Origin of the sequence: Actinomyces ruminis, from assembly GCF_002154335.2 — a bacterium.
Lineage (GTDB): Bacteria > Actinomycetota > Actinomycetes > Actinomycetales > Actinomycetaceae > Actinomyces > Actinomyces ruminis.
The window spans coordinates 1-20,868 of the sequence record NZ_MTPX02000003.1 but is presented as its reverse complement, the minus strand read 5'-3'; the positions used below and the strand labels follow the sequence as shown (position 1 = coordinate 20,868).

The following is a 20,868-nucleotide window of genomic DNA, read 5'->3' as shown; positions in this document are numbered from 1 at the left end:
CACCATCGGGGCGGACGTGCTGGACGCCATGCTGGCCCTGCCCCAGGTGGAATCGGCGGTGAACGCCTTCGCGGCCGACTATCTGGCCGCCTTCTCCACCCCGAGCATCGCCTGAAAGCAGAGAATGCCGGCGCCCGCCCCCTGTGTGGGGACGGGCGCCGTGGTCTGGGCTGCGCTACTAGCCCGGTCGTCAGGCGATCGGCTGCGGCTCGATGCCCCACACCTGGGCGTAGTCGCTGATGGTGCGGTCGGAGGAGAAGCGGCCGGAGCGGGTAATGTTCACCCAGGCCTTGCGCTGCCAGGCGCGCTGGTCGGCGTAGTCCGCGGCCATGGCGTCCTTGGCCTCCCGGTAAGCGGCGAAGTCGCCGAGCACGTAGTAAACGTCGGCGTCGCCGCCCTCCAGCAGACTGCGGCGCAGGTCCGCGAACCAGCCGGAGCCGTTGTCGTCCAGGGTGCCGTCGGTGAAGGCGTCCAGCACCCGCTTGAGCCCGGGGACGGTCTCGTAAGTGGCGTGCGGGTCGTAGGAGGCCCGCAGAGCGGGCAGCTCATCCTCGGTGGCGCCGAAGATGTAGCGTTCTCATCCCCCACAGCGTCTAGGATCTCCACGTTAGCGCCGTCGAGCGTGCCCAGGGTCAGGGCGCCGTTCATCATGAACTTCATGTTGGAGGTCCCGGATGCCTCCTTGCCGGCCATGGAGATCTGCTCGGAGACGTCGGCAGCCGGGATGATGTGCTCGGCGGGGGAGACGTTGTAGTTGTGGATGAACACGACCTTCAGGGTCTTAGAGACCACAGGGTCGTTGTTGACCAGCTCCGCGATGGCATTTATCAGCTTGATAATGCCCTTGGCGCGGATATAGCCGGGAGCCGCCTTCGCCCCGAAGATGAACACGCGCGGCGGTACCTGCAGCGACGGGTCCTCCTTCATGCGGAAGTACAGGTCCAAGATGTAGATCGCGTTGAGCAGCTGACGCTTGTACTCGTGCAGGCGCTTGATCTGGACGTCGAAAATGGCGTCGGGGTCGATCTCTACGCCCTCGCGCTCAGCCACCCAGGCGGCGAAGTCCACCTTGTTGGCGTGCTTGATCTCGGCCAGGCGGTCCAGCAGCGCGTCATCGGCGGCGTCGGTGTGAGCGGCGAGCAGCGACAGGTCCTTGACCCAGGCGTCGGAGCCGGTGACCTCGTCCAGCAGTGCGGACAGGCGCGGGTTGCACTGGCGCAGCCAGCGGCGCGGGGTGACGCCGTTGGTCTTGTTGTTGAACCGCTCGGGCCAGACGTCGTGCCACTCCTTGAGGGTGTCACGCTTGATGATCTCGGTGTGCAGGGCGGCCACTCCGTTGATGGAGTAGGACGCGTAGCAGGCGATCCAGGCCATGCGGACCTTGTCGCCGGCCAGGGGGGCCATGTAGTCGATGCGCGCCTGGTCCAGGCCGCGCTCCGCCATGTCCTGGCGGAAGCGGCGGTCGATCTCGCGGACGATCTCGGCGATACGCGGGAACAGCCGGTCGAAGATGGACATCTCCCAGGTCTCCAGGGCCTCGGCCAGCACCGTGTGGTTGGTGTAGGCGAAGGTCTTGGTGACGATGCCCCAGGCCTGGTCCCAGCCCAGGTGGTGCTCGTCCATGAGCAGACGCATCAGCTCGGGGATGGCGAGCACCGGGTGGGTGTCGTTGAGCTGGACGGAGTTGAAGTCGGCGAAGTGGCTCAGGTCCTCACCGTGGTGGGCGACGTAGTTGTCCACGATCTCCTGCAGGGAGGCCGAGCAGAAGAAGTACTGCTGACGCACCCGCAGTACCTTGCCCTCATAGGTGGTGTCATTGGGGTAGAGCACGCGGGAGATGTCCGCCGTGCGCTCGCGCTCGACGATGGCGTCCGTGAAGCGCTGGGAGTTGAAGGCGTCGTAGTCGAACTCCTCCATGGGCTCGGCCCGCCACAGTCGCAGCGTGACTACGTTCTTGGTGCCGTAACCGGTGATCGGCATGTCGTGGGGGACGGCGCGCACGGTGAGGTCGTTGTAGCGGACGATGCGCTGCGCCTCCTCGCGGCGGATGACGAAGGGGTAGCCCTCCTCCATCCACGGGTCCGGGTGCTCGGTCTGGAAACCGTCCTCGAACAGCTGCTTGAACAGCCCATAGCGGTACAGGATGCCGTAGCCGGCCACGGGCAGGTCCAGGGTGGCGCAGGAGTCCAGGAAGCAGGCGGCAAGGCGGCCGAGCCCACCGTTACCCAGGGCGGCGTCGGGCTCCTGCTCGAGCACGTCGGTGAGGTTCTGCCCGAAGGCGTTGACGGCTTCGGTTGCCTCCTCGACCAGGCCCAGGTTGGTCAGGTTGTTCAGCAGGGCGCGTCCCTCGAGGAACTCGGCGGAGAAGTAGTGCTCCATCCTGCCGGCACGGTACTTCTGTTCGGTGGCGTGCCAGTCGTCCGCGATGGCGTCGACGACGGCGGCGGACAGGCCCTGCCAGACCTCCATGGTGGTGGAGGCCTCGGCCGGACGGCCGGAGGCGGACCGGACCTGGGAGGGCACGGTCTGGACCAGGTTCTGCGTCATTCTTCTTCCCTTGTCAGACTACGGAGACCGCCGTTGCAAGATGCCCTGCAACGGCTGAAAGAGTGTACATTGCGTTGGTTCGCTATCTGGGGCGGGGACCGCACGCATGCATGCACCGGGACCATACCCGTCTCCGTTACATTTCAGGGCCGCTTTGTTGCTCACAGTGCTGTGGCCGCGGACGCGTCTGCGCCGTAAACGCCGCTGAACTGCGCAAACAGGGCCGAAAGTCCGCACCCGGCGGAGGTGTGAGACGCGCCGAGCGTACAGGAACGGGCGTCGGGGCCGCCGCGAGATGCGACGGCCCCGACGCCCTTCGAGGACAACCGGTCGGCTGCCGGTCCTGCTACTCAGTCACGCGACGGGCGCAGGAAGATGGCGCCCATCGGGGGGACCCGCAGCCGCACCGAGGCGGGGCGGCCGTTCCAGGGCAGCTCCTCGGCCTCGACGTGGCCGAGGTTGCCCACGCCGGAACCGCCGTACTCGGGGGCATCGGTGTTGATGACCTCGTCCCAGCCGCCGGCGAAGGGCAGGCCCACTCGGTAGCCTCGTGCGGGGTGCCGGCGAAGTTGACGATCACCGCCACCAGGTCCGAACGCCCGTCCGGCCCGGTGCCCTTGCGCAGGTAGGACAGCACGTTGTGGTCGCCGTCGCCCGCCTCGATCCACTCAAAGCCCCGATGCGAGAAGTCATCGGCCCACAGGGCGGGGGAGGCCTTGTAGAAGGCGTTCAGGTCGCTGACCAGCCGCAGCAGGCCGGTGTGGCCCGGGTCGTCCAGGATCCACCAGTCCAGGGAGTTGTCCGAGTTCCACTCGGCACCCTGCCCGAATTCCTGCCCCATGAACAGCAACTGCTTGCCGGGGTGGGACCACTGGTAGGCGTACAGGGCGCGCAGACCCGCCAGCTCCTGCCAGGCGTCGCCCGGCATCTTGGACAGCAGCGAGCCCTTGCCGTGCACGACCTCGTCGTGGCTCAGCGGCAGGATGAACTGCTCGGAGAAGGCGTACACCAGGGAGAAGGTCAGCTCCCCGTGGTGGTAGCGGCGGTTGATGGGCTCCTCGGCCAGGTAGCGCAGGGTGTCGTTCATCCACCCCATGTTCCACTTCAGGCCGAAGCCCAGGCCGCCGTACTCGGTGGGGGCGGTGACGCCGGGCCAGGCGGTGGACTCTTCGGCGATCATGACCGTGCCGGGGTTCTTCCGATAGGCGGTGGCGGTGGCCTCCTGCAGGAAGCTGATCGCCTCCAGGTTTTCCCGGCCGCCGAACTGGTTGGGGTGCCACTGGCCCTCCTCGCGGGAGTAGTCCAGGTAGAGCATCGAGGCGACGGCGTCTACGCGCAGCCCGTCGATGTGGAACTCACCCAGCCAGTACAGGGCGTTGGCCACCAGGAAGTTGCGCACCTCGTTGCGGCCGAAGTTGAACACGTAGGTGCCCCAGTCGGGATGCTCGCCGCGCTGCGGGTCCGGGTCCTCGTACAGGGCGGTGCCGTCGAAACGTGCCAGCGCCCACTCGTCCTTGGGGAAGTGGGCGGGCACCCAGTCCAGGATGACGCCGATGCCGGCCTGGTGGAGTTGGTCCACCAGGTAGCGGAAGTCATCCGGAGTGCCGAATCTCGCGGTGGGGGCGTAGTAACCGGAGACCTGGTAGCCCCAGGAGCCGCCGAAGGGGTGCTCGGCCACGGGCATGAACTCCACGTGGGTGAAGCCGGCGTCCTTGACGTAGGGGACCAGCTCGTCTGCCAGGCCCCGGTAGCCCAGGCCCTGCCGCCAGGAGCCGATGTGCACCTCGTAGACGCTCATCGGCCCGGAGTGCGGGTCGGTGACGGCGCGGCGGGACATCCAGTCCTCGTCGCCCCATTCGTGGAAGCGGTCGGTGACCACGGAGGCGGTGGCGGGCGGAACCTCGGTGGCGCGGGCCATGGGGTCGGCCTTCTGGTGCCAGGAGCCGTCCTGGAAGCACAGCTCGAACTTGTAGCGGGCGCCCACGCCCACGCCGGGGATGAACAGCTCCCACACGCCGGAGGCGCCCAGGGAGCGCATGGCGGAGGCGGTGCCGTCCCAGTAGTTGAAGTCGCCTACCACGCGCACGGCCCGGGCGTTGGGCGCCCATACGGCGAAGGCGACGCCGTCGACGTCTCCCATGGTGCCGGAGTAGTGCTTCAGATGCGCACCCAGCACCTCCCACAGCTCCTCGTGGCGGCCCTCGGAGATGAGGTAGGTGTCCATCTCACCCAGGGTCGGCAGGAACCGGTACGGGTCATCGACGGTGATGGTCTCCTCCCCGTAGGTCACCTCAATGCGGTAGTCCGGGATGGTGTCCCCGGGGACGACGGTGACCCACACGCCGTCCTGTTCGTGGCGGGCCGGGAAGGAACCTCCGGGGTGACCACGACGACGGCGTCTGCGAGGTGACGCACGGTGCGGATGGTTACGCCGCCGGCGCCTACATGGGCGCCGAGCACCTCATGCGGGTTGTGGTAGCGGCCGTAGGCGACGTCCGCGAGGACCCAGGGGTCCACCGCGACGGGCGCGGGGCCCGTGCCTGCGGCGGCGGGGCGTCGTTGGATTCGGGGGCGGGCTCGGGGCTGGTGACGTCGGTCATGTTCTCACTCTCCCATGCGGTGACCGGCTGAGGGGGGACTTTATACCGGTGCAACCCGGCGTGGATGGATCTGTCTCACGCCGCCGGCTTGGCGGCATGAGACACGATTGGTCAGATGGTCAGGATCATCTCGATGCCGTGCAACGGGATGGCGACCCAGTCGGGGCGGTTGCGCGCCTCATAGACCGCCTCGTACAGGGCCTTGTCGAGCTCGAGGGCGTTGAGCAAGGTGGTCTGCCGGCGCCCGGGCCGCGCGGCCTGAGCGGGGACCGACGTCGGGGCGGCGGACCAGTAGCCGTCCAGGAAGGCGCCGCGCACTGCCCCCAACCAGTCGGGGTGGGTGGCGTGGCCGACCTCGGCCGCGTAGTCGAAGGAGCGCAGCATGCCCGCCACATCCCGCAGGGGCTGGTCGGGGCGACTGCGCTCGGCCAGCGGGCGCAGCGGCTCGCCCTCGAAGTCCAGGACGTACCAGCGGTCCTGCTCGACGGCGTGCAGCACCTGACCCAGGTGATAGTCGCCGTGCACGCGGGTGGCCGGCTCCAGCCGGTCCAGTGCCGCCAGCTCGGACAGCACCGTTTCCACGCGTGCGCGCAGGTTCGGCAGCTGGCTTTCCAGCTCGGGCACCTCGTCCATCGCCCAGCGGGCCCGCTCGCGCAGCGCCGCCGCCAACTCGGGGGGTGCGGGCGGTGCGGCGGTGCCCAGGGCACAGGCCAGGTGGGCGTGCATCTGGGCGGTGGTGTCGCCCAGATCCCGCGCCAGGGCCAGGGCCCGCTGGCGCTGCGGACCGTCGGAATCGTCGTCGGCGGCGAACGCGCAGAACAGCTCGAAGCCATCGTCCGCGCGGGGCACGAAGGTGCAGGCCACCCCCGCATCCGCGGTGTGCTCGGCGTCGTCCGGGCCGGTCCAGGTCAGGGTCGTCCACGCCACCGGGGTGCGCACCCGGTCCCAGCCGTCGCGGGCCAGCGCCACGGACACCTCCACGTCCGGGTTGCGGCCGGGCGCGAGCACCCGGAACAGCTTCACGATCAGGTCGCCGGTGGCGGCGTCGGCGTCCCCCGCCGCCGGAGCATCACCGGGGGCGGGCATGACCACCGAGGTGTTGGACTGCTCCCCGGTGGTCACCCGCAGCCGCTCTGCGCGCTCGGCGATCGCCTGCGCCCCGGTCTCGCCGAGCGTCGTTCCGGCCGCAAGGGCCGAGTCTGCCCAGCGCGCCAGAAGCGTGGGTGATGGGCGCCGTCGACCAGCGCGACCGGCACGCCGTCGGCCCCGGGCATCACAAAGCCCTCGTTGCCGGCCGTCTCCCCGGCGGTGGAGAAGCCTTCCAGTGCGGCGGCGGGCTCAAGCACCAGCGGCACATGCACCAGCACCGGCGCCCCCTCGCCGCGGGGCACGGCGAGCAGCAGGTCGCGTACGCCGTCGGCCAGCTCCCAGCTGCCCGCGACACGCAGTGGCCCGCGGGCGGGCTGGCCCTTGAGCGGGTACCACCGGCGCTGCCCCATCCAGTCCGCCAGCGCCGCCAGCAGGGCGGACTCGTCGGGCCAGGCCGGGCAGATGGCCCTGTAGTCAGCGGGTTGCTCATCGGTCCTCCTTACGGTTCGGGGCGACGGCCAGCCACCAGTAGCCGCGTCCGGGCAACGCGGCCATCAGCTTCCCCCGGGTGTCGACGGCGGGCGGGGCGGTGTCCGGGTCTGTCGCCAGCACGGTGCGGGTGGCTCGTCCGGCCAGCTCGGGCAACTCCACTCCCACCTCGACGGGGCGGTCGGCCAGGTTCGCCAGGCACAGCAGCGTTTCGCCTCCTGCCCCGCCGGCTGCGGGGACCTCGGTGCGGGTGTGTGCTAGGACGGTGGGATCGGATGCCTCGCGCAGACGGAAGTCCCCGTGCCCCAGCACCGGGTGCTTGCGCCGCACCCGCAGCAGGTGCCGCAGGAAGTGCAGCAGCGAGCCGGGATCGGCCAACGCATCGGCCACGCAGCGGTCGGCGTACCCCGCGGCGTCTATCAGCGGCAGGGTGAGCGCGGCGGGGTCCGCGCAGGCGGAGAACCCCATATTCGCCGAGTGGTCCCACTGCATGGGGGTGCGCACGGCGTCGCGATCGGGCAGCCAGATGTTCTCGCCCATGGCGATCTCATCGCCGTAGTACAGGCAGGGCGAGCCGGGCAGGGACAGTAGCAGCGCGTGGGCCAGTTCGAGCTCGGCGCGCGAGTCTGCCAGCAGTGGTGCCAGGCGCCGGCGTATACCCACATTGGCGCGCATGCGCTCCTGCGGCGCATACCAGTGGTACATGCGCTCGCGCTCGGCGTCGGTGACCATCTCCAGCGTCAACTCGTCGTGATTGCGCAGGAAGGTCCCCCACTGGCCATGCGCCGGGATCGGCGGGGTGGCCGCCAGCACGTCGCGGATCGCGGTGGCCGTGCCCTGCCGCAGCGCGGAGAAGATACGCGGCATGACGGGGAAGTGGAAGCACATGTTGCACTCCGGGGCCTGCGGGCTGCCGAAGTAGGCCACCACGTCCGCCGGCCACTGATTGGCCTCCGCGATGGTGATGGTGCCGGGGAACTCGCGGTCGAGCATGTGGCGCAGCCCGGCGATCAGGCGGTGGGTGCCGGGCAGGTTCTCGCAGTTGGTGCCCTCCTGCTCCACCAGGTAGGGGATGGCGTCCAGGCGGAACCCGTCCACCCCGGTGCGAGCCCAGAACCGCACCACCTCGTGCACCGCCTCCACCACGGCCGGGTTGGCGTAGTTCAGATCCGGCTGGTGGGAGAAGAAGCGGTGCCAGAAGTACTGGCCGCGCACCTCGTCGTAGGTCCAGTTGGAGCGCTCGGTGTCCACGAAGATGATGCGGGCATCGGCGTAGCCGGAGTCGTCGTCGGCCCACACGTAGAAGTTCCCGTAGGGGCCGTCCGGGTCGCGGCGGGAGGCCTGGAACCAGGGGTGGGTATCGGAGGTGTGGTTGAGCACCATGTCGATCACCACGCGGATGCCCCGCTCGTGGGCGGCCGCCACCAGGGCGTGGAAGTCCTCCATGGTCCCGTAGCGGGGGTCGACGCCGGTGTAGTCGGCGATGTCGTAGCCGCCGTCGCGCATCGGCGAGGGGTAGAAGGGCGGGATCCAGATCGCATCCACGCCCAGCCAGGCCAGGTAGTCCAGCCTGGAGGCCAGGCCACGGAAGTCGCCGACGCCGTCGGCGTCGGAGTCCGCGAAGGAGCGCAGCAGCGCCTCGTAGAACACCGCGGTGCGGAACCAGTCCGGGTCGGGGCTGAGGCCCGGCCGTGGCTGCGCGGGGAGGTCGGGAACACCGGGGACGGTCACGGGGCTCCTTTGACTTGTCGGCAACTCAGTGGCGGAGGGGGTGGCCGTCACAGGGGTTCGACGGAGAAGACGTGGGCGACGCGGCCCGCGAAGGGGTCCAGTCGCACGTAGTTCTGCCCGGACCACTCGTAGGTGTCCCCGGTGAGCTCGTCGGTGACGCGCAGCACCGGCCGGGAGCCGTCCACCCAGCCGGGCAGACCTAGCTGCTCCAGGTTCAGGTAGATCTCGCCCTCGCGGGCGCCGTAGGGGTCCAGGTTGACGATGGTGAGCACCACGTCGTCTTTGCCGGTGGCGGAGTGGGCGGCGTCCACCCGCTTGGAGTAGGCGATCAGACTGTCGTCGCTGGTGCCGTGGAACCAGACGTCGCGCAGCTGCTGCAGCGCCGGGTGGGCGTGGCGGGCGGCGTTCAGGCGAGTGAGTAGGTCCTCGATGCCATTGACGCGGGCGGCGCCGAAGTCCCGCTGCTTGAACTCGTACTTCTCGTTGTCGATCTGTTCCTCGAAGCCGGGACGTGGCACCGATTCGGCAAGCTCGTAGCCGGAGTAGATGCCCCAGTTGGGCGACATGGTGGCGGCCAGCACGGCCCGCAGCTTGAAGGCGGGCACCTTCCCGTTGGTCATGAAGGGGGTGAGGATGTCATGCGTGGTCGGCCAGAAGGTGGGGCGCAGGATGTGCGCGGTCTCCTGGGACAACTCCACCAGGTATTCGGTCAGCTCCTGCTTGGTGTTGCGCCAGGCGAAGTAGGTGTAGCTCTGGTGGAAGCCGATCTTCGCCAGGGTGCGCATCATGGCGGGGCGGGTGAAGGCCTCCGCCAGGAACAGCACCTCGGGGTTGTCCTCGCGCACCTGCCGGATCAGCCGCTGCCAGAAGGGCAGCGGCTTGGTGTGCGGGTTGTCCACCCGGAAGATGGTCACCCCGTGACTCATCCAGGTGCGCACCACCTGCAGGATCGCCTGGTAGATGCCTCCGGGTCGTTGTCGAAGTTGAGGGGGTAGATGTCCTGGTACTTCTTGGGCGGGTTCTCGGCGTAGGCGATGGAGCCGTCGGCCAGCACGGTGAACCACTCGGGGTGCTCGGTCACCCAGGGGTGGTCGGGCGAGCACTGCAGGGCCAGGTCGAGGGCGACCTCCATGCCGAGTTCGTGGGCGCGCGCCACCAGGGCGTCGAAGTCCTCGAAGGTGCCCAGCTCCGGGTGGATGGCGTCGTGCCCGCCGTCGGGCGAGCCGATGCCGTACGGGGAGCCCGGGTCGTCGGGGCGGGCGTCCAGCGTGTTGTTGCGGCCCTTGCGGTTGGTGGTGCCGATGGGGGAGATCGGGGTCAGATACAGCACGTCGAAGCCCATGGCCGCGATCCGGTCCAGCCGTTGGGCGGCCGTCCGCAGGGTGCCGCTGTGCCAGTTTCCCTGTTCGTCACGGTGCGCGCCCAGGGAGCGGGGGAAGATCTCGTACCAGGAGCCGGCCAGGGCACGACGGCGGTCCACCTGCAGCGGGTAGGTGGCCGACGGGGAGACATGGTCACGCAGCGGCAGCCGGTCCAAGGCCGCCATCACTTCCCCCGCCAGGCCCGCGGCCAGGCGGTCTGCGGGGGATGCGGACTCGTCGCGCAGGGCGGCGGCGGCGGCGTGCAGCACCTCGACGTCGGCCGCATCGCGGCCCGGGACGGCGGCCGCCCGCTCCATTACACGGGCGCCCTCCTCCAGCATGAGGGCGACGTCGACGCCGGCGGGCACCTTCACCCCGGCGTCGTGCGCCCAAGTGCCATAGGGGTCCGACCAGCCCTCCACGCGAATGCCCCAATCGCCCGGGGCGTCCGCGGCCAGGCGCGCCTCATAGCGGTCCAGGCCGATCCCGACCTCGTACATGCGGGCGGACGGGCCGTCGCTGCCGTCGGGACGGACCAGGACGGCGGTTGCCCCGAAGCGGTCGTGCCCCTCCCGGAACACGGTGGCGCGGATCGGGAAGACCTCGTCCGGCACCGCCTTGGCCGGCCAGCGCCCGTCCTCCACGACGGGGAAGACCTCGGTGACCGGGATGCGCCCCACCGGGGCGTATGGGGCCGGCAGCGGGACCTGTGGGGGCGCGGGCTGCGCCGGGGCGGCGGGAGCTACGTGGCTGGTGGGCTTCGTCTTCGCCATGCGCGGCGTCGTGTTAGGGGTCACAGCGCAAGCGTACCTGTCCGCGCGCGCGTGCGTGACCGCGTCGCGTCCCCAACACTGCCTCAGTAGTTCATGTGCATGGCCGCGCGCACCGCGTCGAGGGTCTGCTCGGCGACTTCGTTAGCCCTGCCGTTGCCCTCCGCCAGGACCTGGAGCAGGTAGTCCTCATTGCGCGCCAGTTCAGTGCGGCGGGCGCGAATGGGAGCGAAGAACTCGTTGACCGCCTCGGTGGTGATCCGCTTGAGCGTGCCGGCGCCGCCGTCGCCGATCTGCTCGGCCAGCGATTGCGGGTCCCCGGCTCCGCACAGGGAGGCGAGGGTGAGCAGGTTGGCCACCTCCGGGCGACCCTCGGGGTCGTAGGTGATGTGCCGGTCGGAGTCGGTCTTGGCCTTCTTGAGCGCTTGCGGTCTCATCCGCACTCATGCGCAGCTCGATGGTGTTGTGGCGCGACTTGCTCATCTTCTCCCCGTCCAGGCCCAGCAGCAGCGGCGCCTGGGACAGCAGTGCCTCCGGACGGCGGAAGACCGGATGCTCCTTGACCGCGCGCCCGTAGCGCTTGTCGAAGCGCTGGGCGATCAGCCGGGCCTGCTCTAGATGCGGCAGCTGGTCCTTGCCCACCGGCACCAGGTTGGCCTGGCAGAACAGGATGTCGGCGGCCTGGTGCACCGGTAGGTGAGCATCAGGCCGGTCATGGCGCGTCCGGCGGTGGCCTCCAGCTCGGCCTTGACCGTGGGGTTGCGATGCAGCTCGGACTCGGTGACCAGGGAAAGGAACGGCAGCATCAGCTGGTTTGCGGCCGGAACGGCCGAGTGGGTGAAGATCGTTGAGCGCTGCGGGTCCACCCCGACGGCGAGTGTGTCTGCCACCAGCGACAGCACGCGCTCGCGGATCGGGCCCACCCCGTCGCGGTCGGTGATCACTTGGTAGTCGGCCACAAGGATCCAGGTGTCCACGCCCCTATCCTGGATTCCCTTCCAGGAGTGCATGGTGCCGAAGTAATGGCCCAGGTGCATGTTGCCGGTGGGACGCACGCCCGTGAGCATCCGGTAGCGGCCGGGGTTGACGTCCAGATCGGCCTCGATCTCAGCACTGCGAGCCACCGAGCGGGCCAGTGAGGCCGCGTCGGTGGAGCGGGACAGGATCTCACCGGCGTCCAGGGGCCCTGGGAGCTGCTGGAGGGGCTGCCGGTGTTCGCTTCGTGCTGCGTCATGGCGGACATCCTAAGGGGCGACGCCGAGCGGACCGGAATCGTGTGGCCCGGGGGCTGCTCACACGCAAACTGTCCCAGATCGGCAGAAACGGCTCTGTCGCCCTCGGAGGCGCATAAGAGATCGTTGGAATCATGCGGCTGCGTCGGTGGGGCGGGACGCCGGACGCGGTGTTTATGCCGATTCTGGACAAAACGCGGCCGGGACGGCGGATGTACTGGGGAAGCGGCCGTACGCCTACTCCTCGGGCAGGCCGATCAGTATCTCCCCGGACAGGTAGATGCGCAGGGACAGCGCGTCCAGCGTGGTGGTGTCACCGGGCCGGTCCTGCCGACAGTCCGTCGCGCCGGAACGCGAGGCGCGGGCGCGCGCGGGGTGGAGCGCACGGGCGCGAGCCGCCGGACCCCGACTGACCCGGTGGGCGAGGGCGAAGGCCGAGGTGTGCGGGCGCGGCACGGCCCAGGTGGAGTCCCACATCAGGTGCCAGTCGGTGCCATGCCCGGCGGGAAGCGTGACGTCCTCCTGACTGAGAGAACCGTTGATGACCAGCAGTAGGTCGTCGTCGTCCATGGGGGTGCCCGAGCGGAGCATCTGCACCACCCGCGTCCAGGGATCGTGCCAGGCGGCCACATCCATCGGGTCGGCGTTGGCGCGGAACCAGGCCAGATCCGGCAGGGCGTCCCCGTCTGGTGTGGAGCCGCTGGCGAAGGCGGTCGGGCGCAGCACCGGGTGCTGGGCGCGCAGGTTGATCAAGAAGTGCGTGGTGGCAATCAGGTCCCGCTGCCAGGTCGTCAGGTTCCAGTCGTACCAGGAGATCGGCGAGTCCTGACAGTAGGAGTTGTTGTTGCCGTCCTGGGTGCGCCCCATCTCATCCCCACCCAGCAGCATGGGCGTGCCGGCGGAAACCAGCAACGTGGCCAACACGTTGCGGGAGGAGCGGCGGCGCAGGATTTCGATGGGGCCTCCGCCCATGCCCTCCGGCAGCGGACCCTCGAAGCCGTGGTTCCAAGAGCGGTTGTCATCGGTACCGTCGCGGTTGTCCTCACCGTTGGCCAGGTTGTGCTTGTAGTCGTAGCTGACCAGGTCACGCAGCGTGAAGCCGTCGTGGGCGGTGACGAAGTTGATCGACGCCAGCGGCCCGCGCCCGCCCGGGTACTCGCCGTAGCTGAACATGTCGGCGCTGCCGCTCAGACGCGTGGCCAGGTCACGCAGATCATTGCCGGGTCGACCCTTGGACATCTCGGACGCATCGTGCAGCCAGAAGGAGCGCACGGTGCCGCGGTAGCGGTCATTCCAGTCGTGGAAGGGCGCCGGGAACTCGCCGGTGCGCCAGCCGCCCGGGCCGATGTCCCAGGGCTCGGCGATCAGTTTGGTGTTCTGCAGTACCGGGTCGGTGGCCATGCCGATCAGCAGCGGGTGGCGCGACTGGAACTCGGAGGCATCCCGCCCCAGGGTCACCGCCAGGTCGAAGCGGAAGCCGTCGATGCCGACGTCGCCGGCCCAGTAGCGCAGCGAGTCCAGGACCAGCTGCACCGCCCGGGTGGAGCGGAAGTCCACCGTGTTGCCGGTGCCGGTGACGTCCACATACTGGGCGGGCCGGTAGGGGGCGTGCAGGTAGTACTCGAGGTTGTCCAGGCCCCGCAGCGACAGCGCGGGCCCATCCATGCCCGACTCGCAGGTGTGGTTGTAGACCACGTCCATGATGACCTCGAGTCCGGCCTCGTGCAGCATTGAGACCATGCCGCGGAACTCGTCCAGGACGGCCTGCGGGCCGGCCGCGCGGGCGGCCTGGGTGGCATAGGACGGCTCGGGCGCGAAGTAGGACAGGGTGGAGTAGCCCCAGTAGTTGGTCCGCTCGCGCTGGAGCAGGAAGGCCTCGGAGAAGGCGGCGTGCACGGGCAGCAGCTCCATGGTGGTCACGCCCAGTGAGCGCAGGTGGGCGACGGCGGCCGGGTGCGCCAGACCCGCATAGGTGCCGCGCAGCTCCGGGGGGACGCCGGGCATGGAGTGGGTGAAGCCCTTGACATGCGTCTCGTAGATGATGGTGCGCTCCTCGGGCACGCGTGGGCCGGGGACGACGGGGAACTGCGCGCCGGTTACCACGCCGAGGGCGGTGTGTCCGGCGGAGTCCAGCTCGGAGGGGAGGAAGGGCACATAGGTGGGGGACAGGTCCGCGTCGACGGCGTGCGCGTACAACTCCGGGCCCAGGCGTGGAGCGCCTTCGATGGCACGGGCGTACGGGTCGAGCAGCAGTTTGCGGGGGTTGAACAGCAGTCCCTCCGACGGGTTCCACGGCCCGTAGGCGCGATAGCCGTAGCGCTGCCCGGCGCGTACCCCGGGGACGTGTGCGCTCCAGGCGCCGCGGTTGGGGCCGTGCATGCCGATGCGCCGTTCGGAGGTAATGGCGCCGTTGGAATCGAGCTCCAGCAGGCACAGGTCCACCGCATCGGCGCGCGGTGCCACCACTACGAAGTCGGCGCCGTCCTCGGTGAGCGTGGCGCCCAAGCGAGTGCGGTCCGAGGCGTCGGAGTCGGCACGGGCGGCGGGCTGCAGCTCTGGCGTGGAGGACATAGGCATGAGTCCTATTGTCAAGCAATCGGCCTCTTGATGCCACTTCGTCGGCGGCCAGGTGAGGGTGACTGAGCGCTCACCGGCGAGGGCGCCGCGATATGGCAATCTTGTGCGCATGAAAATAGTCGTATGCATCAAGCACGTCCCTGATGTGCAGTCCGAGCGTCGGTTGGAGGAGGGGCGCCTGGTCCGCGGTGAGGAGGACGTCCTCAACGAGCTCGACGAGAACGCCGTCGAGGCCGCGGTGTCCCTGGTCGAGGATCTGGGTGGCGAGGTCATCGCCCTGTGCATGGGCCCCGAGGACGCTGAGGATGGTGTGCGCCGCGCCCTGCAGATGGGGGCCGACTCCGGCGTTGTCGTCAGTGATGAGGCGCTGGTGGGGGCCGACGTACCCACCACCGCCCGCACGCTCGCCGCGGCCGTGTCGAGAATCGGCGGCGCCGAGGCCGGACCGGGCGATGTGGACCTGGTCATCACTGGCATGGCCTCGTTGGACGCCATGACCTCCATGCTCCCGGGCGCGCTCGCGGCCGCGCTGCACGTGCCCGCTCTGACCCTGGCCGGCTCGCTGGAGGTGAGCGCCGACGAGGCGACCATCACCCGTTCTACCGGCACCGTGCGCGAGGTGCTGTCGGCCCCGCTGCCTGCGCTCGTGTCCGTGACCGACCAGGCCAACGAGCCGCGCTACCCGAACTTCGCCGCCATGCGTGCCGCCCGCAAGAAGCCGCTGGACGTCTGGGATCTGGGCGACCTCGGCCTGCCCGCCGGCGAGCCGAGCATCGCCGTCATCGACTTCACCGAGCGGCCCGCACGTGAGGCCGGCATCATCCGCACCGACGCCGGCGAGGCCGGGCGCGACCTGGCCGCCTGGCTGGTCGAGAACGAGCTCGTGTGAGCGGATACGCCCGGAAGGAACGACGATAACCATGTCTGACAACATGCTCGATGCACCCGTCCTCGTGCTGGTCGACCGCGCCCCCGGCGGTGCCCCCACCAGCGCCGCCCTCGGCCTGGTCTCCATCGCCCGCGGACTGACCTCCGGCGACGTCGTCGCGCTCGTGGTCGGCGACGTCGACGCCGACACGATCGCGGCGCTGGCCGCCGTCGGCGCCTCCCGCCTGCTTACCGCCGACCTGGGCGGTCGCGAGACCGTGGCCGCGGTCGCCGCCGATGCCGTCGTCGCCGCGGTGAAGTCGGTGAGCCCCGCCGTCGCCCTGGTCGGCAGTGACTACCGCGGCAAGGAGATCGCCGGCCGGGCGGCGGTGCTGCTGGGTTCGGCCTGCGCCTCCGACGTCGGTGACCTGCGGGTGGTCGGCGGGGAGCTGCACGCCTCCAAGCTCGTGCTGTCCGGCACCTGGTCCACCACCATGACGGTTTCGGCGCAGGCGGACAGCACTCCGGTCATCTCTGTGCACCCCAGTGCGGCCGAGCCCGTGCCGCCAGCCACGGGTGCCGAGGAGCTGCCCGTCGAGGCCGTCGATGTGCCCCTGACCGCCGAGGCGGCCGCCGTCAAGGTCGTCTCCCGCGAGCTCGCCGACGCCGCCGCGGGCCCCGACCTGTCGGAGGCGCAGCGCGTCGTGGTGATGGGGCGCGGCACCGATGGCGACCTCGACCTGGTGCATTCGCTCGCCGATCCGCTTCAGGCCGCCATCGGCGCCACTCGTGTTGCCTGTGACGAGGGCTGGATCGAGCGCTCCGCCCAGGTGGGGCAGACCGGTGCCTCCATCGCTCCGCGCCTGTACATCGGGCTGGGCGTATCCGGCGCCGTGCACCACACCAGTGGCATCCAGGCGCCGGCACGATCGTCGCCGTCTGCGACGACTCCGAGGCCCCTATCTTCGAGATGGCCGACTACGGCGTGGTCGGGGATGTGGCCGAGGTCGTCCCCCAACTGGTTGAGGAGTTGGAGCGCCTGCGCGGCTGAGCGCCACTCGCTGTCACCTGGACAGTTCGCCCCGTCCCGGTTCACCCCGGGGCGGGGCGCGTTCATGCGCCGAGATCGGTAGAAGTTACGTGCCGAAATCGGTTGATGTGGCGGAGTGTGTGCATTCCCGCGCAACCCGTGGTGGGCCTGGGGCTGGTCGGCGCGCCGGGACGAAGTCTGTTGACTTCTGCACGCCGCATGTGTCACTGTACTAGTGCAGTAATACAGATGGTCTTCCGGCCGCCTGTCCGCTGCGCTCATGAGCACACCCGCCCACCCACCAGAGGGAGGCTTCGTGGATCTTGACGGCTCCCGGCCGATCTGGCTGCAACTGGTCGACGACTTCCGCCTGCGGATAGTCACCGGCGCCTGGCCGATCGGCACCCGGATACCCAGCGTGCGCGAACTGGCCATGCAGTCCGGCGTCAACCCCAACACCGTCCAACGCGCCCTGGCCGAGCTCGACCGCACCGGGCTTACCGGCACCGAGCGGACCGCCGGCCGCTTCGTCACCACGGATACCACCGTCGTCGATGCCGTCCGCCGGGAACTCGCCACCGGCGCCACGGACACCTTCGTCACCGCCCTCACCGCCGTCGGCATGGATCTGCCTCAGGCCGCAGCGCTGCTGCAGGAGCGCTGGGACATGCGTCCATCCTCGGCAGACACAGGAGAATCCTCATGACCCAGCACTCACCGGCGCCGCCGTCGCCCGCGGCGCGGTTCACCTCTGTCCCCATCTCCGACGGCGAAGCACCGCTGGTTTCGGTATCCGGCCTGACCAAGGCCTACCGCGGCCGGCCGGCGCTGGCGGACCTCAGCCTGGACCTGCCGGCGGGTCGGATCATCGGGCTGATGGGCTCCAACGGCTCGGGCAAGACCACTCTGTTGAAGATCCTGGCAGGCCTGCTGGCCGAATACGACGGCCAGGTGCGCGTGGGCGGGCATGCTCCCGGGCCGGAGTCCAAGGCGCTGGTCGCCTTCCTCCCCGACGCCGACTTCCTGGCCTCGGAGCTCAAGGCCGAGCAGGCCATCGACATGTTCTCCCGGCTCTTTTCCGACTTCGACGCCGACCGCGCCCGCGAGCTGGTCGAGTTCTTCGCCCTGCCCAAGGACCGGAGCCTGAAGGAGATGAGCAAGGGCATGGGGGAGAAGCTGCGCGTCAGCCTGATCATGGCCCGCCGCGCCCGCGTCTACCTGCTGGACGAGCCCATCTCCGGGGTGGACCCGGCCGCGCGCGACGTGATCCTCAGTGGCGTTCTGCGCAACTTCGACCCCGAGGCGCTGATGGTCATCTCCACCCACCTGATCGCCGACGTGGAGCCGATCGTCGACTCCGTTGTCTTCCTCAAGGACGGACGCCTGCTGCTGGCGGGCGACGCCGATGACCTGCGTGCGGCTCATGGCATGAGCCTGGACGCCCTGTTTAGGAAGGAGTACCGCTGATGCTGCGTACCCTGCTGAATGAGGAGATTCGCTTCCTGGCTCCTATTCACCTGAAGATGCTCGGCATCTTCACCATCTTCGGAGTCGTCTTCGTCGGGCTGCTGGCGCTGAACCTACCCATCGTGGAGGCCTTCGCGCTGCTCGGCGCGGTGGTCGCCTTCGCCCTGGCTGTACCGGTGGTGCTCATCCACACCGCGGTCGAGTACTGGCAGTCCATGTACGGCTCGCGCGGCTACCTGACCCAGGCGATCCCGGTGCGCGGGCGAGTGCTTTACGCCGCCAAGACCCTGTATGCCTTCGCGGCCGGCCTGGTGGCGGGATGCTTCACCATAGCGGGTCTGCTGGTCATCGCCTGGGTGGCCGCGACGTCGCAGGGTTTGAGCGTAGGCGAGATACTCCAGCCTCTGCGCCAACTGCTGGACCTCATCGGCATCGGCTGGGTGGTCGCCTTCTTCGTCTACCTGATTGTGGAGCTCGCCTGCGTGATCGTGTGCGTGGCCGCGGTAATGAGCATCGGGGCACAGGGACGCTGGAACCACCTCGGCTTCGGGGCGCCCGTGATCGGCTTCGTGGCGCTGTACCTGGTGGCGCAGGTCCTTTCGATGCTGCTGCTTCTGACCGTGCCGGTCGCCCTTGAACTCGCGTCCGGGGACGTCGTGAACGCATGGATGCTGCCCGACTTCATCGAGGCGGTGCGCACGGGCAGTGACCCGACCGTGTTGGGGCTGGGATTCATCGCCGTGTGGCCACTGCTGGCGGTGGTGCTCGGAGCGTGGGGCGTGCGCGCGATCGAGCGCCACACCTCCCTGCGCTGAAGCGAACCGGCGCAATGTGGCCGGGCGCTCGGCTCAGGCGACCGTAGCCTGGGCCAGCACCCGGTCGCCGTCGTCCCCGCCGTAGACGACGACGCTCTGGCCGGCGGCCAGCCCGCGCAGCGGCTGGCGCAGGACGGCGTGCAGCGTGCCGGCGGCGTCGTCGACGGTCACGTCCGCGGGCACCGGGCGGCCGTGCGCGCGCACCTGGACGGTCACGTCCTGCCAGCCGACGCGTCGGGAAGCGAGTCGGGCTGGTCCAGCAGCACCAGGTCGCTGCCGTCGACCACAGTGCGCTGCAGCAGCTCGGCGGGGCCGACCACGACCTCATTGGTGGTAGGCCGCGTCTGGATGACGTAGCGCGGGCGGCCGTCGGCGGCGGGGCGCGTCAGCCCCAGGCCCTTGCGCTGGCCGACGGTGAAGCCGAAGTAGCCGCCGTGGGTGCCGAGCACCTCGCCGTCGGGCGAGACGATGCTGCCCTCCTGGACGCCGAGGCTGCGCTGCAGGAAGCCGCGGGTGTCGCCGTCGGCGACGAAGCAGATGTCGTAGGAGTCTGGCTTATCCGCCACCGGCAGGCCACGGCGCTCGGCCTCCGCGCGCACCGCCGCCTTGGAGGGGGCGTCGCCGAGCGGGAATAGGGCGCGGGACAGGCCCTCGCGCCCAGAGACGGCCAGCACATAGGACTGGTCCTTGGCTGCATCGGCGGCCCGGTGCAGTTCCAGGCTGCCGGCCTGACCGGGGTGGCCGTCACTGGCGCCGCCACGCAGGCGGGCGTAATGGCCGGTGACTACGGCGTCGAAGCCAGGGACAGGCCGCGCTCCAGCAGCACGTCGAACTTGACCCGCTCATTGCAGCGCACACACGGGTTGGGTGTGCGGCCGGCGCGGTACTCGGACAGGAAGTCGGCAACCACCCGCTCCTCGAACTCCTCGGACAGGTCCCACACGTAGAAGGGGATGCCCAGGATCTCGGCCGCCCAGCGGGCGTCACCGGCGTCCTCAATGGAGCAGCAGCCGCGGGCGCGGAGCGCGTGGCGGCCCGGTTGCGGGTCAGCGCCATGTGCACGCCGACCACCTCGTGGCCGGCCTCGACGGCGCGCGCGGCGGCGACGGCGGAGTCGACTCGCCGGACATGGCTGCCAGCACGCGCACGTGTGCTCCTTCCTCCGCGTCGGCTCTCTCAGCGCCCGACTGGGCGGGTGCAGCCTACCGCCGGGGGAGCGGCGGTAGCTGTCGGGCTGGACACGGGGCGAGCGGATGGTGCCGGTCGGTGCCGCTGCATCACGCACGCAGCGTGCCGCGGCGCTGCTGGGCCCGGCGGGCGGTGCGCACGGCGTCGGGCAGGGCCGCCAGCAGGCGCTCCACATCCGCGGCGCGCGTCTCCCGGCCCATGGAGCAGCGCAGCGTCGCCCGCGCCGCTTCCTCTTGGTACCCCATCGCCAGCATGACGTGGCTCGGCCTCGAGACCCCCGCATGGCAGGCCGACCCGGCCGACACGTCGATGCCCGCCATGTCCAAGGCCATCAGCAGCGCCTCGGCATCGGCGTCCTCCACCCACAGGTGCGCCGTGCCCGCCAGGTGCGCCACCGAGTCGGGCAGGGTCGCGTGCACGCCCGCCAGCGCCCTCGCCCCCGCCAGCAGGCGAGTGCGCAGCGCCTCCAGCCGCGCCGCCTCCGCCGCCTGCTCGGAGGCGGCCAGCTCTACGGCCAGCGCCAGCGCCCGCGCCCCGACCACGTCCTGCGTGCCCGAGCGCAGCCCCCGCTCCTGGCGCCCGCCCCCGGTCGGCGTCACCAGCGTGAAGTCCCGCCGCGCAATCAGGCGCCGACACCGACCGGTGCACCGAGCTTGTGCCCGCTGAGCGACAGCGCATCCAGCCCCCAGCCGTGGAAGTCCAGCGGCACCCGGCCCACTGCCGCCACCGCATCGGTGTGCACCGGCACGTAGCCGTCCGCGCCCGGCCGGTCGGCCCCGGTCGCCGCGCGCACCGCCGCCACAATCCCGGCCAGATCCTGCACCACCCCGGTCTCATTATTCGCCGCCATCACGCTCACCAGGCGGCTCCGCCCGCCATCGCCGGCTCGAGCGCGCCGGTGCTTACCCGCCCGGTGCGGTCCACGGGCAGCTGCACATGCTCGGCGCCCAGCTGCGCGGCCGCCGTGCGCGCACTATCCAGCACCGCCGGGTGCTCAATGGGCGAGGTGATCAGCCGCGGGCGCCCACCCCGCGGCCGGCCGCCAGCACCCGCCCGGCCACGGCCAGCGCGTCGGCCTCCGTGCCGCCACCGGTGAAGATCACCT

The 20,868-nt window shown here is 70.0% G+C and carries 9 protein-coding genes and 7 pseudogenes; 5 read left to right on the top strand and 11 right to left on the bottom strand.

The genetic code is table 11. The annotated features are described in order from the left end of the window. Window positions 1–190: 190 nt before the first annotated feature. The 7 genes and pseudogenes from BW737_RS00265 to glgX all read right to left on the bottom strand — a co-directional run bounded on the left by BW737_RS00265 (window position 191) and on the right by glgX (window position 14,390). A pseudogene (locus tag BW737_RS00265) lies at window positions 191–2,547 on the bottom strand (glycogen/starch/alpha-glucan phosphorylase). Between the two features lie 350 nt (window positions 2,548–2,897). Beyond that, window positions 2,898–5,147, bottom strand: a pseudogene (gene glgB / locus BW737_RS00260) (1,4-alpha-glucan branching protein GlgB). Between the two features lie 111 nt (window positions 5,148–5,258). Continuing rightward, window positions 5,259–6,646: pseudogene (locus BW737_RS00255) on the bottom strand (1,4-alpha-glucan branching protein). A gap of 76 nt (window positions 6,647–6,722) precedes the next feature. Then, window positions 6,723–8,456, bottom strand: coding sequence for a maltose alpha-D-glucosyltransferase (gene treS / locus BW737_RS00250; RefSeq protein ID WP_420835685.1), 1,734 nt, complete (start codon window positions 8,454–8,456; stop codon window positions 6,723–6,725). 47 nt (window positions 8,457–8,503) lie between these two features. Beyond that, window positions 8,504–10,590, bottom strand: a pseudogene (locus tag BW737_RS00245) (alpha-1,4-glucan--maltose-1-phosphate maltosyltransferase). A gap of 83 nt (window positions 10,591–10,673) precedes the next feature. Next, window positions 10,674–11,768: pseudogene (gene trpS / locus BW737_RS00240) on the bottom strand (tryptophan--tRNA ligase). Window positions 11,769–12,056: 288 nt separating this feature from the next. Continuing rightward, entirely contained in the window at window positions 12,057–14,390 is a 2,334-nt protein-coding gene (gene glgX, locus BW737_RS00235; RefSeq protein ID WP_086615850.1) for a glycogen debranching protein GlgX, read from the bottom strand. Between the two features lie 115 nt (window positions 14,391–14,505). Between glgX and BW737_RS00230 the strand changes: the two genes are divergently transcribed. The 5 genes and pseudogenes from BW737_RS00230 to BW737_RS00210 all read left to right on the top strand — a co-directional run bounded on the left by BW737_RS00230 (window position 14,506) and on the right by BW737_RS00210 (window position 18,575). Then, window positions 14,506–15,285, top strand: a complete 780-nt coding sequence (locus BW737_RS00230; RefSeq protein WP_086615854.1) for an electron transfer flavoprotein subunit beta/FixA family protein — start codon at window positions 14,506–14,508, stop codon at window positions 15,283–15,285. A gap of 43 nt (window positions 15,286–15,328) precedes the next feature. Continuing rightward, a pseudogene (locus BW737_RS00225) lies at window positions 15,329–16,314 on the top strand (electron transfer flavoprotein subunit alpha/FixB family protein). A 295-nt stretch (window positions 16,315–16,609) separates the two neighbouring features. After that, on the top strand, window positions 16,610–16,999 hold the full coding sequence (locus BW737_RS00220; RefSeq protein ID WP_086615851.1) for a GntR family transcriptional regulator: 390 nt from the start codon (window positions 16,610–16,612) through the stop codon (window positions 16,997–16,999). Further along, entirely contained in the window at window positions 16,996–17,760 is a 765-nt protein-coding gene (locus BW737_RS00215; RefSeq protein ID WP_086615852.1) for an ABC transporter ATP-binding protein, read from the top strand. The genes BW737_RS00220 and BW737_RS00215 overlap by 4 nt, the downstream gene beginning before the upstream one ends. Continuing rightward, window positions 17,760–18,575: a hypothetical protein gene (locus BW737_RS00210; protein ID WP_086615853.1), complete on the top strand. Its 816-nt coding sequence runs from the start codon at window positions 17,760–17,762 to the stop codon at window positions 18,573–18,575. Before BW737_RS00215 ends, BW737_RS00210 begins: the two co-directional genes overlap by 1 nt. Window positions 18,576–18,608: 33 nt before the next feature. Here the strand turns inward: BW737_RS00210 and mnmA are convergent. The 4 genes and pseudogenes from mnmA to BW737_RS17150 all read right to left on the bottom strand — a co-directional run bounded on the left by mnmA (window position 18,609) and on the right by BW737_RS17150 (window position 20,747). Then, window positions 18,609–19,723 (bottom strand): annotated as a pseudogene (mnmA, locus tag BW737_RS00205) (tRNA 2-thiouridine(34) synthase MnmA). Window positions 19,724–19,852: 129 nt separating this feature from the next. Further along, a complete protein-coding gene (locus tag BW737_RS17160) occupies window positions 19,853–20,362 on the bottom strand; it encodes an aminotransferase class V-fold PLP-dependent enzyme (RefSeq protein WP_257210286.1) in 510 nt (169 codons plus the stop codon). 23 nt (window positions 20,363–20,385) lie between these two features. Continuing rightward, the gene (locus BW737_RS17155; protein WP_257210288.1) at window positions 20,386–20,613 is read right to left on the bottom strand and encodes an aminotransferase class V-fold PLP-dependent enzyme; all 228 of its coding nucleotides are present in this window, start codon (window positions 20,611–20,613) and stop codon (window positions 20,386–20,388) included. Between the two features lie 5 nt (window positions 20,614–20,618). Then, window positions 20,619–20,747, bottom strand: a complete 129-nt coding sequence (locus BW737_RS17150) for a hypothetical protein (protein WP_257210285.1) — start codon at window positions 20,745–20,747, stop codon at window positions 20,619–20,621. Window positions 20,748–20,868: the final 121 nt, after the last annotated feature.

What these genes read in the sequence shown, in the direction of transcription:
- glgX (WP_086615850.1), bottom strand. Translation starts at nt 14,390, where the DNA reads ATGTCCTCCACGCCAGAGCTGCAGCCCGCCGCCCGTGCCGACTCCGAC.
- BW737_RS00230 (WP_086615854.1), top strand. Translation starts at nt 14,506, where the DNA reads ATGAAAATAGTCGTATGCATCAAGCACGTCCCTGATGTGCAGTCCGAG.
- BW737_RS00215 (WP_086615852.1), top strand. Translation starts at nt 16,996, where the DNA reads ATGACCCAGCACTCACCGGCGCCGCCGTCGCCCGCGGCGCGGTTCACC.
- BW737_RS00210 (WP_086615853.1), top strand. Translation starts at nt 17,760, where the DNA reads ATGCTGCGTACCCTGCTGAATGAGGAGATTCGCTTCCTGGCTCCTATT.
- BW737_RS17155 (WP_257210288.1), bottom strand. Translation starts at nt 20,613, where the DNA reads ATGGCGGCGAATAATGAGACCGGGGTGGTGCAGGATCTGGCCGGGATT.